The organism is Streptomyces sp. ISL-100, assembly GCF_018614615.1.
Lineage (GTDB): Bacteria > Actinomycetota > Actinomycetes > Streptomycetales > Streptomycetaceae > Streptomyces.
This window is the reverse complement of sequence record NZ_JAGGOK010000059.1, coordinates 69,138-85,578: the sequence shown is the minus strand read 5'-3', so window position 1 is coordinate 85,578 and position 16,441 is coordinate 69,138. Positions and strand designations below refer to the sequence as shown.

Annotated in this window: 13 protein-coding genes; 10 read left to right on the top strand and 3 right to left on the bottom strand. The window is 70.4% G+C overall.

The window, feature by feature from the left end; translation table 11 throughout:
* Positions 1 to 19 precede the first annotated feature (19 nt).
* The 3 genes from J7E89_RS25995 to rfbB form a co-directional block, all read right to left on the bottom strand.
* Complete coding sequence (locus J7E89_RS25995) at positions 20 to 1,225, bottom strand: acyltransferase (RefSeq protein WP_214976859.1); 1,206 nt, start codon at positions 1,223 to 1,225, stop codon at positions 20 to 22.
* A 79-nt stretch (positions 1,226 to 1,304) separates the two neighbouring features.
* Complete coding sequence (gene rfbA, locus J7E89_RS25990; protein WP_214976858.1) at positions 1,305 to 2,174, bottom strand: glucose-1-phosphate thymidylyltransferase RfbA; 870 nt, start codon at positions 2,172 to 2,174, stop codon at positions 1,305 to 1,307.
* A gap of 35 nt (positions 2,175 to 2,209) precedes the next feature.
* Positions 2,210 to 3,238: a dTDP-glucose 4,6-dehydratase gene (rfbB, locus tag J7E89_RS25985; RefSeq protein ID WP_214976857.1), complete on the bottom strand. Its 1,029-nt coding sequence runs from the start codon at positions 3,236 to 3,238 to the stop codon at positions 2,210 to 2,212.
* A 406-nt stretch (positions 3,239 to 3,644) separates the two neighbouring features.
* On the opposite strand from rfbB, the gene J7E89_RS25980 reads away from it, so the two are divergent.
* From J7E89_RS25980 to J7E89_RS25930, 10 genes are all read left to right on the top strand, one after another.
* Positions 3,645 to 4,802, top strand: a complete 1,158-nt coding sequence (locus J7E89_RS25980) for a 3-deoxy-7-phosphoheptulonate synthase (RefSeq protein ID WP_308315602.1) — start codon at positions 3,645 to 3,647, stop codon at positions 4,800 to 4,802.
* Positions 4,803 to 4,870: 68 nt separating this feature from the next.
* Positions 4,871 to 5,689 (top strand): 2,3-dihydro-2,3-dihydroxybenzoate dehydrogenase, encoded by an 819-nt coding sequence (locus tag J7E89_RS25975; protein ID WP_214976855.1) that lies wholly within the window; start codon positions 4,871 to 4,873, stop codon positions 5,687 to 5,689.
* 82 nt (positions 5,690 to 5,771) lie between these two features.
* Positions 5,772 to 6,431, top strand: a complete 660-nt coding sequence (locus J7E89_RS25970) for an isochorismatase family protein (protein WP_214976854.1) — start codon at positions 5,772 to 5,774, stop codon at positions 6,429 to 6,431.
* 4 nt (positions 6,432 to 6,435) lie between these two features.
* Positions 6,436 to 8,424, top strand: coding sequence for an anthranilate synthase family protein (locus J7E89_RS25965; protein ID WP_214976853.1), 1,989 nt, complete (start codon positions 6,436 to 6,438; stop codon positions 8,422 to 8,424).
* Between the two features lie 4 nt (positions 8,425 to 8,428).
* The gene (locus J7E89_RS42090) at positions 8,429 to 10,873 is read left to right on the top strand and encodes a cytochrome P450 (RefSeq protein WP_308315601.1); all 2,445 of its coding nucleotides are present in this window, start codon (positions 8,429 to 8,431) and stop codon (positions 10,871 to 10,873) included.
* A 17-nt stretch (positions 10,874 to 10,890) separates the two neighbouring features.
* A complete protein-coding gene (locus J7E89_RS25950; RefSeq protein ID WP_214976852.1) occupies positions 10,891 to 12,171 on the top strand; it encodes an activator-dependent family glycosyltransferase in 1,281 nt (426 codons plus the stop codon).
* On the top strand, positions 12,171 to 13,637 hold the full coding sequence (locus tag J7E89_RS25945; RefSeq protein WP_214976851.1) for an NDP-hexose 2,3-dehydratase family protein: 1,467 nt from the start codon (positions 12,171 to 12,173) through the stop codon (positions 13,635 to 13,637). The genes J7E89_RS25950 and J7E89_RS25945 overlap by 1 nt, the downstream gene beginning before the upstream one ends.
* A gap of 26 nt (positions 13,638 to 13,663) precedes the next feature.
* Positions 13,664 to 14,641, top strand: a complete 978-nt coding sequence (locus tag J7E89_RS25940; RefSeq protein WP_214976850.1) for a thiamine pyrophosphate-dependent dehydrogenase E1 component subunit alpha — start codon at positions 13,664 to 13,666, stop codon at positions 14,639 to 14,641.
* Between the two features lie 33 nt (positions 14,642 to 14,674).
* Positions 14,675 to 15,712, top strand: a complete 1,038-nt coding sequence (locus J7E89_RS25935; protein WP_214976849.1) for an alpha-ketoacid dehydrogenase subunit beta — start codon at positions 14,675 to 14,677, stop codon at positions 15,710 to 15,712.
* Between the two features lie 44 nt (positions 15,713 to 15,756).
* Positions 15,757 to 16,371: a dTDP-4-dehydrorhamnose 3,5-epimerase family protein gene (locus J7E89_RS25930; protein WP_214976848.1), complete on the top strand. Its 615-nt coding sequence runs from the start codon at positions 15,757 to 15,759 to the stop codon at positions 16,369 to 16,371.
* The last annotated feature ends 70 nt before the right edge of the window (positions 16,372 to 16,441 follow it).

The following is a 16,441-nucleotide window of genomic DNA, read 5'->3' as shown; positions in this document are numbered from 1 at the left end:
CAGTGCGGCCCAACCCAGGTCAGGCGCGGGGCGATGCGCTCTCGTCCGCGCGGCCCGGCGACGGCTTGGGTACCGCCGCGGAATCGGACGGTGCGGCGGCTGCCCGGCGCCAGGAGCGGCCCCAGTGGCGCATCGCGGGCGTCTCGATCCAGTGGTACATGGCCAGGGCGAGACCCAGGCTCACCGCGAGGGCGAGCAGCGAGACGAACACGCTCTCCAGCGTCGTCAGCGCCCGGCCCGCACCCGCCACCTGTTCCCCCGCGTAGGCCAGGACGATGCCGTGGACGAGGTAGAACGCGAACGACGCCTCACCGAGGCGACGCGTCACCGGTCCCGCGAGGACCGTACGGCCGCCGCCCGCGTCGGTGGCCGCCAGCGCGGCGGTGAACAGCGCCAGCGGAACAACGGTGACGGCGGCGACGGTGAACAGCATGGGCGTGTAGATCCCCACGACGTACGCGACGGTAGTCAGCAGCGCGGCCCAGGCGGAGCTCAGGCCGATCCACCGCCCGCTGAGCACGACGCGCGCCATCAGCATGCCGAGTACGAACTCCAGCAGCCGGGTCAGCGGGAAGACGTACACGAACCACAGGCGCTCGATGGACACGCCGTCGAGCCACGAGCCCACCGCCGGGAATGCAGGGGACTGCGGCAGCAGGACCGACGCCACGAGGGGGAGCACCATGACCGCTGCGGCGACACCCGCCGCCCACCACCACAGCCGAGCGGCGCGGATCCGGCCGATCAGCGGCAGCAGCACCGGGAACAGCGCGTAAAAGAGCAGCTCACAGGAGAGCGACCAGCTCGCGCCGTTGACGCTCAGGAAAACCGCCGGGTCGGACGACCAGGACTGGAGCAGCAGCAGGTTGAGCACGGCCGTACCGAGCGGGGTGGCGGCCGCGGCGTACACGACCATCGCCAGGGCAAAGGTCACCACGTGATTGGGAAGGATCTTCACCAGGCGGCGCCGCAGCATGCTGCCGTAGGTCTCGCCCGGGCGGGCCGACCATGTCAGCACGAAGCCGCTGAGGACGAAGAAGAACGAGACGCCGATGGTCCCGGCGGTCTTGGTCGCCGTCATCAGTCCGTCGGCCGCGCCCGACCCGGCGGCGAAGAGGCCTCCGGTCGCGATGTGGCACAGAAACACAAGGCCCGCGGCGACGAAGCGCGCTCCGGTGAGCGAATCCAGACGGTGGTTGCGCAGAGCACCAGCAGCGCTCTCCATAGATGTCTCCTGTGTCGATGGCCCGTTCCTTCGGGCGTCCTGTCGGGAGTTCGGGCGTCCGGTGGCGAGGTGCGTGGGATCAGGCCTGGACCAGAGATCTGACGTGCCTGCCGTACATCGACCCGGTAGAGAGCCGCTCGGAGAGTTCACTGAGCTGGCCCATGCCGATGTAGCCCATGCGGAACGCGGTCTCCTCCAGGCAAGCGATCTGCATGCCCTGCCGCTTCTGCAGGACCTGCACGTACTGACTGGCCTCCAGCAGGCTGTCGTGGGTGCCGGCGTCAATCCAGGCGTTGCCGCGGCCGAGTTGGACGATCCGGCCGCGGCCCTCCTGGACGAGCAGCCGGTTGACGTCGGAGATCTCGAGCTCGCCTCGGGCGGACGGCGAGATCTTCTCGGCGTAGGCCAGGGCGTCATTGCTGTACATGTACAGCCCGGTGACGGCGATGTTGGACGGCGGAGCGGCCGGCTTCTCCACGATGTCGACGAGCTCACCGTCCCCGTCGAGCACGGCGACGCCGAAGCGCTCGGGGTCGGAGACCGGGTAGCCGAAGACCGTGCAGCCGTCGACGGTCTCCGTGGCCTTGTGCAGCGTGGCGGGCAGGCCCTGCCCGTAGAAGATGTTGTCGCCCAGGATCAGGCAGACGTCCTCGTCACCGGCGAACTCCCTTCCGATCAGCAGGGCTTCGGCGATTCCCCGCGGCTCGTCCTGGACGGCGTACTGCAGGTCGAGGCCGAGGTGGCTGCCGTCGCCCAGCAGGGAACGGAAGGAGTCGATGTGGAGGCTGTTGGTGATGACGAGGATTTCCCGCATCCCGGCGAGCATCAGCACCGACAGGGGGTAGTACACCAGCGGCTTGTCATAGACGGGCAGCAGCTGCTTGGAGTTGATGGTGGTCAGCGGCAGCAGCCGGGTGCCAGAGCCGCCGGCGAGCAGTATTCCGCGCATCGCGATGGGTTTCCTTGCCTAGGGGCGATCAGCGGTCAGTGGACGGTTCCGGTCAGGGCGACGGATGGAGCGGTGCGAGGCAGCGGGGCGGTGCCGAGCGGGCGCCACCAGTCGGGGGTATCCCGGTACCAGCCCACGGTGGCGGCCAGTCCGGAGTCCAGGTCGTGCAGCGGCTGGTAGCCGAGTTCCTCCCGCGCCTTGCGGCAGTCGACCGAGTAGCGCAGGTCGTGGCCCTTGCGGTCGGGCACCGGGCGCACGGACGACCAGTCGGCGCCGGTGGCCACGAGCAGCCGTTCGGTCAGCTGCCGGTTGGTGAGTTCCGTACCGCCGCCGATGTTGTAGACCTCTCCGGGGCGGCCCGCACGCCGCACCAGTTCGATGCCGCGGCAGTGGTCCTCGACGTGCAGCCAGTCGCGGACGTTGCTGCCATCGCCGTACAGCGGCACAGACAGCCCGTCGACGAGGCGGGTGACGAAGAGGGGGATGACCTTCTCCGGGTGCTGCATCGGGCCGTAGTTGTTCGAGCAGCGGGTGATGCGGACATCGAGACCGTGGGTGCGGTGGCAAGCCAGCGCCAGGAGGTCGGCTGAGGCCTTCGAAGCGGAGTAGGGGGAGTTCGGCCGCAGGGGGCAGCTCTCGTCCCAGGACCCGTGCTCGATCGACCCGTACACCTCGTCCGTGGAGATGTGCACGAATGTGCGTACGCCGTGCCGGAGCGAGGCGTCCAGCAGGCTCTGGGTGCCGAGGACGTTGGTGCGCAGGAATGCGCCGCTGTCCTCGATTGAGCGGTCGACATGGGACTCGGCGGCGAAGTGCACCACCGTGTCGACGCCGGGCAGCAGTGCGTCGAGGACACCGGGGTCGCAGATGTCGCCCTGCCTGAAGCGCAGCCGGTCGTCGTCGGCCAGGTCGGCCAGATTGGCGAGGTTGCCCGCGTAGGTGAGCTTGTCCAGGACCGTGACCGTGCGCACGTCCGCGTCCGCGCGACGCAGCAGCGTACGGACATAGTGGGAGCCGATGAAACCCGCGCCCCCGGTGACGAGCAGGTGCGTGCCCTTCTGCATGTACTCCCCCTGGAACTGGAACGTTAAAACGGACCGCCAATACGGCAGGGCGGCGTCAACCTAATCCTCTTAGGTGGCGACTGTAAAGCCTTAACCTACCGAAAGGCGAGTCAAGCAAAAGCAAAGCAGTGCATGTAACCGCACACGCTTTAAAAGATGCGCGCAACCGCATCAAAAACGGGGCTCAGCAGGCATTCCAAGCGCGACAATGATCGCTTGACGAAGTCCGCGACATCTGCATATCTTGCAGATCCATTGCGTGCCGCATTGCCGAAAGTGCCCCGTCGCGAATTCGGCCACGACTTAATTCGACGCCCGAATTTCGATCACCGAATCGAACGTTCTGCTATATCCAAAAAGGGGGAGCTACGTGGGGCGAGATACGGCCACAGTCCACGCCGCGAACGTGGAAGAGGTCCCCCCACCCCTGGCCGCGGAGCAGCAGCCCGTCTGGCGTGACCGATGGCTGCTGGCCCGGGTCCGCGCGATCCTGCGCGACCGCCCCGGCCTCGTCACCGCCGAGGACACGGCCCGGCTGCGGGAGCTCCTCGGCGAGGTGGTCACCGGAGACCGGCGGATCCTTCAGGCGGGCGACTGCGCCGAGGACCCGGCCGAGTGCACCGCGCCCGGCGTCCGGCGCACCGTGCGCCTGCTCGACGAACTCGCCGGGGTGATGCGGGACGGCACCGGGCGCGAGGTGCTGCGGATCGGGCGGTTGGCCGGCCAGTTCGCCAAGCCCCGCTCCCAGCCCGTCGACCGGGTCGGGGGCCTCGAACTCCCCGCCTACCGGGGCCCCATGGTGAACGCACCCGAGGCCGAGCCGGTCGCGCGGGAGCCCGACCCCCGGCGGCTGCTGACGGGCTACGACCTGTCCCGCACCGTCCAGTCGGCCGTGGCCGCACAGGGCCGCGGCCCGGCGGCGGACGCCAGGTCGGCCGTGTGGACCAGCCACGAGGCGCTGCTGCTCGACTACGAACGGCCGCTGCTGCGCAGGCTGGACGACGGCGGGCTGCTGCTGGCCTCCACCCACCTGCCGTGGATCGGGGAGCGCACCCGGCAGCTGGACGGCGCCCACGTCCATCTGCTGTCCCAGGTCGTCAACCCCGTGGCCTGCAAGGTCGGCCCCACCGTGACGGCCGACGAACTGCTGGCGCTGTGTGCCGCGTTGGATCCCGGCCGCAGCCCCGGCCGACTGGCCCTCGTCACCCGGATGGGCACCGCCCATGTCCGCGACAGGCTGCCGCGGCTGGTGCGGGCGGTCCGCGAGGCGGGGCACCCGGTGATCTGGCTGTGCGACCCCATGCACGGCAACACCGTGCGCGCGGCGGACGGACGCAAGACACGGATCGTGGCCGCGCTCATCGACGAGGTCGAGGCCTTCCAAGACGTGGTGCTCGCCGAGCGCGGTGTCGCGGGCGGCCTGCATCTGGAGGCGACCGCCCAGCTGGTCGCCGAGTGCGTCTGGGCCCCCGACGACGTGCCGGGCGCCCCCTACACCACGCTGTGCGACCCCCGGCTCAATCTGGCGCAGGCCCGCCACCTCGCACTCGCCTGGCACGCCTGATCCACGGCCGATCTGCGGTGCCTCGATCTGTAGTGACTCGATCTGAAGCGACCTAAGGAGAAACAACGTTGAAGGGCAAGGAGCACACCCGCAGGGAGCGCCCCGGCACGGAGCACGCGGGCAAGGTCGCGCTGGTGACGGGGGCCACTGGAGGCATCGGGCAGGCGGTCGTGTACGCGCTCGCCGAGGCCGGTGCCTCGGTCGCCGCGGTCGACCTCGACGCGGTGGCCCTCGAAGAACTGGAGCGAACCGCCAGGGACAAGGGCCTGTCCGTGGCCGGCTTTCCCGCGGATGTCACCTCCGCCGCCCGGGTGGAGGCCGTGATCGCCACCGTGGAAGAGCGGCTGGGCCCGATCGACCAGCTCGTCAACACCGCGGGCGTCCTGCGCGCCGCGCCAGTGCTGTCGCTCACCGAGGAGGACTGGGAACAGACCTTCGCGGTCAACACCGCCGGTGTGTTCCGGGTCTCCACCGCCGTCGCCCGCCGCATGGCGCAGCGCCAGCACCGGGGCTCCATCGTCACCGTGGCCTCCAACGCCGCCGTCGTTCCACGGGTCCACATGGCCGCGTACAGCGCCTCGAAGGCCGCGGCTGTCGCGTTCACGAAGAACCTCGGCCTGGAGCTGGCGCAACACCGCATCCGCTGCAACGTCGTGTGCCCCGGCTCGACCGACACGTCCATGCTCCGCTCCCTGTGGGAGGACGAGTCCGGGCCTGCCCACTCTCTCAACGGAGTGCTGTCGGAGTACCGGGGCGGCATTCCGCTCGGCAAGTTCGCCACCCCCGACGACATCGCGGACGCCGTCGCGTTCCTGCTCTCCGACCGTGCCGCGCACATCACCATGCACGACCTCCACGTCGACGGCGGCGCCGCCCTGGGTCGCTAGGCCCTGTCGTGGGGCCTACCCAGCCCACCCAGGACCTGTCCGGCCCAGGACATCCTCCTCGAACCCCCAGGAGAACCCCCTCATGGCCATACCCGGCATCGCCCCCTACCCCATGCCCCACCAGGACGCCCTGCCCGCCAACACGGCCTCGTGGCGGCCCGACCCCCGGCGCGCGGCGCTCCTCGTGCACGACATGCAGCGCTACTTCGTGGCCCCCTTCCCCGCGGCCCAGGAGCCCGCGCTCAGTCTGGTCGGCAACGCCCGCAAGCTGGTGGAGCTGTGCCGGTCCCTGGACATCCCGGTCGCCTATACCGCGCAGCCGGGAGACATGACCGAGGACCAGCGCGGGCTGCTCAAGGACTTCTGGGGTCCGGGCATGCAGACGACGCCCGAACACCGCGCGATCATCGACGAGGTGGCGCCCGCCGCGGAGAACGCGGTCTTCACCAAGTGGCGTTACAGCGCCTTCCACGGCAACGACCTGATGGACCATCTGCGACGCAACGGCCGCGACCAATTGATCATCTGCGGTGTCTACGCCCACGTCGGCTGCCTGATGACGGCTGTCGACGCCTTCACCCATGACATCGAGACCTTCCTGGTGGCGGACGCGGTCGCAGACTTCTCCGCGAACCACCACCGGATGGCACTCGACTACGCCGCGTCCCGGTGCTCGGTCGTCGTGCCCACCGACACGCTGCTCAGCCAGCTGGGCACCGCCGAACTCATCAGGCAGGACTGACGCGATGGCGCCCGAAGACTGTCGGTTCACCGACCTCCTGGGACGCGTGCTCGGACCCGACACGCCCGCCTTCGCATTGCTGTACCGGCCCGAGGCGGTCGGGGACCGGGTGGAGCTGCTGCTGGGAGACGTGGACGAAGTGGCCCGCCTGGCCGACGTACCGCTCACCGCACCCCACGAAGGGCCGCCCGGACCACACCACGAGACGCTGGTACTGGTGCCCTACCGCCAGGTCTCCGAGCGCGGCTTCGTCTGCCACGACGACGGCGCACCGCTGCTGACCCTGACCGTGGCCGAACAGGCCGCCCATCCCCTGGACGAGGCCCTGGCGCTGCTGCCCGACGTGCCGGTCGACCTGTCGGACGCGCGCTTCGACGTCGACGACGACGAGTACGCCTCGATCGTGCGCCGGGTGCTGGAGCGCGAGATCGGTAACGGTACGGGTGCCAACTTCGTCATCAGCCGCTCCTTCACGGCCGACATCACCAACTGGTCCCCCGCGGTGGCCCTGAGCCTGTTCCGCCGGCTGCTCGGCGGTGAGCGCGGCGCGTACTGGACGTTCGTCGTGCACACAGGGGACCGCACCTTCGTCGGCGCCACCCCCGAGCGGCACGTCAGCCTCTTCGACGGGACCGCCGTGATGAACCCCATCAGCGGCACCCTGCGCTACCCGCCCGACGGCCCCGCACTCGCCGACGTGATGCGGTTCCTCGCCGACCCCAAGGAGGCCGGTGAGCTGTACATGGTGGTGGACGAGGAACTCAAGATGATGGCCCGGATCTGCGACGAGGGTGGCCGGGTCGTGGGCCCGTACCTGAAGGAGATGGCCACCCTCGCGCACACCGAGTACCTCATCAAGGGCCGCACCACCCGCGACGTGCGCGAGATCCTCCGCGAGACGATGTTCGCGCCCACGGTCATCGGCAGCCCCCTGGAGAGCGCGTGCCGGGTGATCCGCGAGTACGAACGCCGCGGCCGCGGCTACTACAGCGGAGTCGCCGCGCTGGTCAGCCGTGACATCAACGGCGGTACGTCCCTGGATTCGGCGATTCTGCTGCGGACGGCGGCCATCACCGGCGGCCGGCTCGAACTGGCGGTGGGCGCCACCCTGGTGCGCGACTCCGAGCCCGACTCCGAAGTGGCCGAGACTCACGCCAAGGCGCGCGGTGTGCTGCGCGCGCTGGGCATCGCCGAACCCACGGCCGCCCGCCGGGCCGTGGCCCTCACGCTGGCCGACCACCCCTTGGTCCGCGGTGCCCTCGAAGACCGCAACGAGAGCCTCGCGCGATTCTGGCTGAGCTCGTCCCCGGCCGACGACGATCCGCCGCTCACGCGGATACCCGAGGGCCGCCGCGTACTCGTGGTCGACGCCGAGGACAACTTCACCGCGATGATCGCCCATCTGCTGCGCTCGCTGGGGTTCGAGGTCGACGTGCGCCGCTTCAACGCGCCGTACGCCACGACGGGGTACGACCTCGTGGTCATGGGACCGGGCCCGGGCGATCCCTGTGACATCACCGACGCCAGGATCCGCTCCCTGCGCGAGACGATCCGGCACCTCCTCGACGCGTCGACACCCTTCCTCGCCGTCTGCCTCAGCCACCAGGTGCTCGGCACCCTGCTCGGGCTTGACATCGTGCGCCGCGAACGCCCCAACCAGGGCGTGCAGAAGAAGATCGAACTTTTCGGGCGGCCTGTCCTCGTGGGCTTCTACAACACCTTCGCCCTGAGCAGCGCCGAGGACACGATCGGCTCCCCCGCGGTCTCCGGCACCGTCGAGGTGAGCCGCGACCCGGCCACCGGTCAGGTACACGGCCTGCGCGGCCCCGGCTTCGCCTCTCTGCAGTTCCACCCGGAGTCACTGCTCAGCCGGGATGGGGCGGCCGTGCTCGGGGAGACGGTCGCCGCCCTGCTCGCGGCGGCGCCGCACCGCGCACCTGCCCCGCCGGCCCACCGTGAACCCCCACACCTGCCCCTGCCAACCACAAGGTAGAGAAGTGCTGAACATCGCGATAGCGGGCGGCGGGATCGGCGGCCTGGCGGCCGCCCTGGCCGTCGCCCGATCCGGCCACACCGCCCAAGTCCTAGAACGCAACGCCGATTTCGTCGAACTCGGCGCGGGTATCCAGCTGGCGCCCAACGCCTTCCGCGCCCTGGACCGGCTCGGCATCAAGGAACCGGTACGTGACAGTGCCGTCCGTGTCGACGCCCTGCGGCTCATGGACGGCCGCTCCGGCGCGGCCCTGGCCTCGCTGCCGCTAGGTGACGCGTACCAACGGCGGTTCGGCAACCCGTACTCCGTGGTCCAGCGCGGCGATCTGCACACGGCGCTGCTGCGTGCCTGCCATGCCCACGACCTCGTCGCTCTGCTCCCCGGCGTAGCGGTGACCGGCTACCTGAACACCCCCGAATCGGTACGCGTCCTGACCGTCGGCGGCCACAGCATCGAGGCCGACGCCCTGATAGGCGCCGACGGGATCCGCTCCAAAGTGCGCGCCCAGATGGTGGGCGACGGCCCGCCGCAGGTCTCGGGCCACACCATCCACCGCACGGTCGTACCGATGGCGGAGGTGCCGTCCGCGCTGCGCTGGAACTCCGTGAATCTGTGGGCGGGTCCCGGCTGGCACTTCGTGCACTACCCGATCGCGGGCGGCGACAAGTTGAACCTCGCGATCACCCGCGACGACGGCGCCCGGGACTCGGTGGCCGGTGTCCCGACCGGCCGGGACGAGGTGCTGGCGGGCTTCCCCGATCTGCACCCGAACGCCCGCCGCCTGCTCGAACTCGGCCGGAACTGGCGGACCTGGGTGCTCTGCGACCGTCCACCGACCGACACCTGGACCGACGGGCGGGTCTGCCTCACCGGAGACGCCGCTCACCCCATGCTGCAGTACGCCGCCCAGGGCGCCTGTATGGCGCTGGAGGACGCGGTGGTGCTCGGCGAGACGCTGGACAGTTCATCCCTGCACGCCATCCGCCCGGACGTCGCAGGGCGTCTCACGCGGTTCGCCGCACTGCGGCGGGAGCGCACCGCGCGGGTCCAGGAGGTGTCCCGGTGGATGGGCCATGCCCTGTACCACCCGGACGGTGCCGAAGCCGACGCACGCGACGCGCTGCTCGCTTCGCTCTCCCCCGACGGCCTGATGGAAGCCGTGGACTGGCTCCACGCCCATGACTCCGACGGCCCTCCGGGGCATGCGGGAGCCGGTCCGGACAAGGTTCACGCGAGCGCCATTCCGGCCGGAGCCCACGCCGGTGTCGCGCCGGCGGAGGCCCGTCGGTCGGTCGTACAGCCCTGGCCTGCGTCCAAGCGTTTTTGCAGCAAGCGGCCAGGGGCCGCTCCTACCCCCTGGACAGGAAGGATTCCGAACGTGTCACACACAGACCGAGGTCTGGGGCGTCGGCTGCAACTGCAGCAGGGCCTCATATGGCTGGCAGCTGCGCAGGGCGACCCCTACGCAGCTCTGCTGCGGGGGCTCGACATCGACCCCCGAGACCAATGGCGCGCTCTGCGTGAACAGCCGCTGTCCCGCAGCACCACTGGTGACTGGGTCGCCGCGCGGCATCCGGTCGCGCACGCCGCCCTGACGACACCCGAGTTGCGCGGCCGGCCCCTGTTCGACGCGTACGACGACGTCTCCTGGCCCGACGCCGCGGCAGCCGCGGCGCGATACGCCGCGACTTCGTGGAAACACACACTGGATCGGACGTCCGACGAAGCCGACCTGGTCGCCGTCGCCCGCGACGCGGCCGTCGGGGCGCTGGCGCGGGCCTGCGGGCTCGACGAGGCCGCGGAACGCGCCCTGCATACCGCCGTCCTGCAGACCCAGGGCGCACTCGACGCCCCGTTCTATCCGCAGAGCCCGGCCCTCACCCGGCAGATCGCTGACGGCCTGACGACCCTGCGGGCCCTCGTCCCGGCCGGACTCGACATCGCCGTGGCCGGAATCCCGGTGGCGACGGACCTGCTGACCAACGCCGTCACCCATGGTGCCGCGACCGGCCACGGCGCCGCCGAACTGTGGGACCGGCTGGCAGCGCAGCCGAGCCACGCCGAGCGGGTGGTGCGGGAGACCCTGCGCCTGGCCTCTCCCCTCCAACTGCACGTTGCCACCGCCGACGCCCCCTGTGAGCTGGGCGGGCAGCGCATCGCGGCCGGTGAGCGCGTGGTGGCGGTCCTGGGCGCCGCCCACCGAGACCCCGAGGTGTTCCCCGACCCCGACCGATTCGACCCGGACCGTCCCCTGGAGCAGCAGGGCACCGTCCTCGTGCCCGGCACGGCCCGGTCCTCGGTGCTGCCCTTCGCCGTGGCCTGCGCCCAAGAAGGACTGCGCGCCCTCGCCGCTCTCCGCCCTCGCCCGGTCACCACCGAGCCGCTCGTCCGCCGCGCCGCCGCCCCGGTGTCCCCGTCGTTGGTCGCCTGCCCCGTGGCCACGGTCTGAGCCAGGAAGAACACCACATGAAGATTCTGTTCGCCAGCATGCCCCACCCGACGCACTTCCACCCGATGCTGCCCCTCGCCTGGGCACTGCGCGCGGCCGGGCACGAGGTGCGCGTCACGGGGCACCCCGACCTGACAGAGACCACCACCGGAAGCGGCATGACCGCCGTGCCGGTCGGCGAGCCCGGCTGGTACCGCAACGACACCTACGAGCCCGAGCTGTACGGACAGTTGATGAGCAACGGCGCATCCGACTTCCTGGGCACCTTCGACTGGCCGATGACCGACGCCGCGGCCTGGAGCTGGGAGGGGCTGCTGGGCCTGGAGAAGGTCCTCGTCTCCGCTCTGTACGCCGGGATCAACAACGACCCGGTGATCGACGAGCTGGTCGCCTACGCCCGCCACTGGCAGCCCGACCTCGTCGTCTGGGAGCAGCTCACCGTCGCCGGTGCCGTGGCCGCCGAACTCATCGGCGTACCGCACGCCCGGTTCGTGTACGGCCTGGACTTCATCGGCCGGGCCCGCGAGGAGTTCCTGCGCCGCCACGACGAGCAGCCCGCGGCGCACCGCGAGGACCCCACACGCGAGTGGCTGGAGGAGACCATGCGCCGGCTCGGCGGCACATGGACCGAGCGGCTGCGCACCGGCAGTTTCACCATCGACACATCGGTACCCAGCACCCGGCTGGACTCCGCGGGCCCCGTTGAAAGCCTGCGCTACATCCCCTACAACGGCCCCGCTGTGGTGCCGGACTGGCTGCGGAAACCGGCCGAGCGCAGGCGGGTGTGCCTCACTCTGGGCCTCTCCAACGAGATCGAGAACACGACGACCACGGTCGGCGACATTCTCGCCGGACTGGCCGACCTGGATGTGGAGGTCGTCGCCACCCTGAGCGCCGACGACGCGGCTGGGCTCGACCAACTCCCCGACAACGTCCGCCTGGTGGACTTCGTACCGCTCCACGACCTGCTGCCCACCTGCGCGGCCATCGTGCACCACGGCGGCATCGGCTCCCGTCTGACCGCCGTCCACCACGGCGTGCCCCAACTGGTGCTGGGCCACGGCTACGACACCCTGATGATCGCCCGGCGGCAGGAGGAGCTGGAGGCAGGGCTGGCCCTGCCCGCCAACAGCGCGACCGCCGACGCCGTCCGCGACCACGTCGCCCGGCTCCTGGACGAGCCCCGCTTCGCCGCGGGCGCCGCCAGGATGCGGGACGAACTGCTGGCCCAGCCCTCCCCCGCCGCCGTGGTCGCGACTCTGGAACGCCTAGTGGACAAGCAGGCGGAGGCGGCCTGATGACGGCCTACGCAGCCACGTCCGCACCTGCCCTGACGGCGTACGCGGAAGACCTGTTGAGCCGGCGCCTGGCCCGTTCCGCCGCGGCCCGCACCGACGGTGTGACGGCGCTTTCCGACTACCACCAGTGGTTCGCCGCGTGTGCCGAACGATCCTCGACCGAGGTGGAGCCCGTCCCGCTCGACGAGCTGACCGGCTGGCACCGCGAGCCGGGTACCGGCAACCTCGTGCACGACAGCGGGCGCTTCTTCTCCGTCGGGGGCGTGTCGGTCGAGCGGCCCGGCGCCGCAGTTCCCGGGTGGAGCCAACCGGTCATCAACCAGCCGGAGACCGGCATCCTCGGCATCCTGATGTCCGAGTTCGATGGCGTCGCGCACTTCCTGATGCAGGCGAAGGTGGAACCGGGCAACCACAACGGGCTCCAGCTGTCGCCCACGGTGCAGGCCACCCGCAGCAACTACACTGGCGCCCACCGCGGCCGCCCGGTCCCCTACGTCGAGTACTTCCGCAACGCCGCACAGCACACGGTCATCGCCGACGTACGCCAGTCCGAACAGGGCGCCTGGTTCTACCGGAAACGCAACCGCAACATGATCGTCGAGGTCCGCGAACCGGTCGAAGTGCGAAATGGGTTCCGGTGGCTGACGCTGGGTCAGGTCCACGAACTGCTCGCCCTGGACGACATGGTGAACATGGACTCCCGCGCCGTTCTGTCCTGTCTGCCCTTCACCGGCCCCGGTGTCGCTCAAGCCGCGGCCTCGTCCCCGGACGCGTTCCAGACCGCGCTGCTCAGGTCCTGCGAGATCGGCGCCGACGACGGCCGGCACACCACGGCCGAGATCCTGAACTGGATCACCGAGACACGCAGCACCACGGAACTGCTGGTCCGCCAGGTGCCGTTGAACCAGGTCACCGGATGGCGTGCGGCGGACGGCCGGATCAGCCACGAGAGCGGGCTCTTCTTCGACGTCATGGGCGTACGGGTCCGCGCAAGGGGCCGCGAGGTGGACCAGTGGACCCAGCCCCTGATCGCCGCCGGACGGACCGGCCTGATCGCCTTCCTGACCAGCCGGATCAACGGCGTCCTGCACGTCCTGGTACAAGCCAAGGCCGAACCGGGCCACAACGACGTCATCGAGCTGGCCCCGACGGTGCAGTGCACCCCGACGAACTACGCCGTCCTGCCGGCCGAAGCCCGGCCGCCCTTCCTCGACGAGGTGCTCGACGCCGACCCCCGGCGCATCCGATTCGACACCACCCTCTCCGAAGAAGGCGGCCGCTTCTACCACACCCGCAACCGCTACCTGGTCGTCGAAGCGGACGACAGCGAGGCCGGCGACCACCCCGGCTTCCGCTGGGTGACCCTGCGGCAACTCACGGACCTGCTGCGCCACAGCTACTACCTCAACGTGGAAGCCCGCAGCCTCGTCGCCTGCCTGCGGAGCCTGCTGGCCGGGCCGCAGTGACAGAAACACACCGAAAGGACTCGCAGATGGTGTCTGCCCGCGCCCGGCTGATCCGGGACATGGTGCGCATCCGCACGGCGGAGGAGATCCTCGCCGACTACTACCGCGACGAGCAGGAGATGCGTACCCCCACGCACTTCTCCATCGGACAGGAGGCGACCGCGGTGGGGGTGTGCTCGGCCACCACCACCGAGGACTGGGTGTACTCGGGGCACCGCTCGCACGCGCCCTACCTCGCAAAGGGCGGCGACCTCGAAGCGCTGGTGGCCGAGCTCTACGGCAAGGAGGACGGCTGCGCCCACGGACGGGGCGGCTCGATGCACGTGATGGACCAGTCGGTGGGCTTCGCAGGCTCGGCCGCCATCCTCGGCGAGATGATCTCCGTGGCCGTCGGCAGCGGCTGGACGTTCGCCCGCGCCGGTGAGGAGCGGGTCGCGCTCACCTTCTTCGGTGAAGGGGCGGCCGACGAGGGCGTGTTCGCCGAGTCCCTGAACTTCGCGGCGGTGCACCGGATTCCGGTGGTCTTCGTCTGTGAGAACAACCTGTACTCGATCTCCTCGCCGCTGAGTGTCCGGCATGCCGAGGGCACCTCGGTGCACGGGCGTGCCGAGGCAGCCGGAGTGCGGGCCCTGTCCGTCGACGGCAACGACGTGTTCGCCGTCCAGGCCGCCGCGCGGGACGCGGTGGAGCACGCCCGCCGGGGCGAAGGACCGGTCCTGCTCGAACTGGCGACGTACCGGTGGCGCGCCCACGTGGGGCCCGGGCTGGACCACGACCACGGGTACCGGTCCAAGGAGGAGATCGAGTCCTGGATGGCGGGCTGCCCGATCGTGCGGGCCACGGACGCGCTGCGCGCGGATGAACCGGACATCGACGCGGCCGTGGCCACCTGGAGCACCGAGTTCCAGCAGGAGACCCACGCGGCGGTCGACCGCGCCAAGGCGCTGCCGTTCCCGGACACCGCCCGTCTGCTCGACGGCGCGTATCTGCCCGAGACCCACTGACCACCGCACATCCCAGGGAAGAGGAGACCGGATATGCGCACCCTGACCTACTGGCAGGCCATCAGCGAAGCCACCGTGCAGTGCATGGAACGCGATGAGCGGATCTTCGTCGCCGGCGAGGGCGTCGACGACGTGAGCGGCAGTTTCGGCACCACGAAGGAGGCCTTCGACCGGTTCGGCCCGGGCCGGGTGATCGACATGCCCAACGCGGAGAACGCCACGGCCGGCTTCGCCATCGGAGCCGCCGCCGCGGGGCAGCGCCCCCTCGTGGTGCACGTCCGCGCGGACTTCATGTTCCTCGCCATGGACCCGATCGTGAACATGGCCGCCAAGTGGCGCTATACCTACGGCGGTGACAAGGGCGGCGTCCCGGTGGTGACCCGCGGTGTCGTCGGACGGGGCTGGGGGCAGGGTTCCACCCACTCCCAGAGCCCGCACGCGACGTTCGCGCACTACGCGGGGCTTCACGTGGCGACGCCCGCCACCCCGGCCGACGCCAAGGGCATGCTGGTGCAGGCCCTGACCGGTGACACACCCGTCGTACTGATCGAGAACCGCAACCTGTACCAGCTCACCGGCGAGGTGCCCGAAGAGCCGATACCGACCCCGTTCGGCATCGGTCGCATCGCCCGCACAGGCAGCGATGTCACCGTTGTCGCGGCGTCGTTGATGGTGCACGAGGCGGAGCGCGCGGCCGAGCAGCTCGCCCAGCGGGGCATCAGCGTCGAGGTGGTGGACGTACGCAGTCTGCGGCCGCTGGACGAGGGCATCATCTGCGAGTCCGTCGCGAAGACCGGACGGCTCGTCGTCGCCGACACCAGCTGGGCACGGTACGGCTTCACCGCCGAGGTGGCCGCGGTGGTCGCCGAGCACGTACCGCACGTACTGCGCGCACCGGTACGGCGTGTGTCCCTGCCGGACTGCCCGGCGCCCGTGTCGCGTCCGCTGGAGGAGGCCTTCCACCCTGGCGCGAGCAGCATCGTGTCCGCCTGCCTGGAGGTGTGCGGCGAGAGGGACGCTGCGCTGCCGCAGTTGGCCGATGTGTCCGCCGGCTTCCAGGGACCGTTCTGAGTGCCGCCCCCGGGACGGCACGTGTCACTACATGAGGAGAACCGGTGCAGGTACGCCAGCTGAAGATCGAAGGGGCCTACGAGTTCACCCCCCAGGTGTTCGGGGACGCCCGCGGCGTCTTCCTGTCGCCCTACCAGGAGGACGTGTTCACCGAGGCCGTGGGACGCCCGCTCTACCCGGTGGTGCAGTCCAGTTACAGCGTCTCCAAGCGGGGCGTCGTCCGCGGTATCCACTTCACTGCCGTTCCGCCCGGTATGGGGAAGTACGCCTACTGCTCGCGCGGGAAGGCCGTCGACTACATCATCGACACCCGGGTGGGCTCCCCGACCTTCGGCATGTGGGACTCGGTGGAGCTCGATCCGCAGAACTGCCGGTCGGTCCATATCCCGATCGGCGTCGGGCACCTGTTCGTCGCCCTCGAGGACGACACCACCATCTCCTACCTGCTCTCCACCGGCTACGAACCGCAGCGGGAGTACGCCATCCACCCGCTGGACCCCGAAATCGCCCTGCCCTACCCAGAGGACCTGGACCTCGTCCTGTCGGACCGTGACCGTGCAGCCCCGACACTGGCCGAGGCGAAGGAGCTGGGCATCCTCCCCGACTACGCGGAAAGCCTGCGCCTCGACGCGCGGTCGGCCGCGGTGCGGAGCAGCTGATAGCGGGAACGAACGAACGCCGTGGCGGGAGGCTCCTTGAAGGGCCTCCCGCCACGGCGTTCGGGGTTCC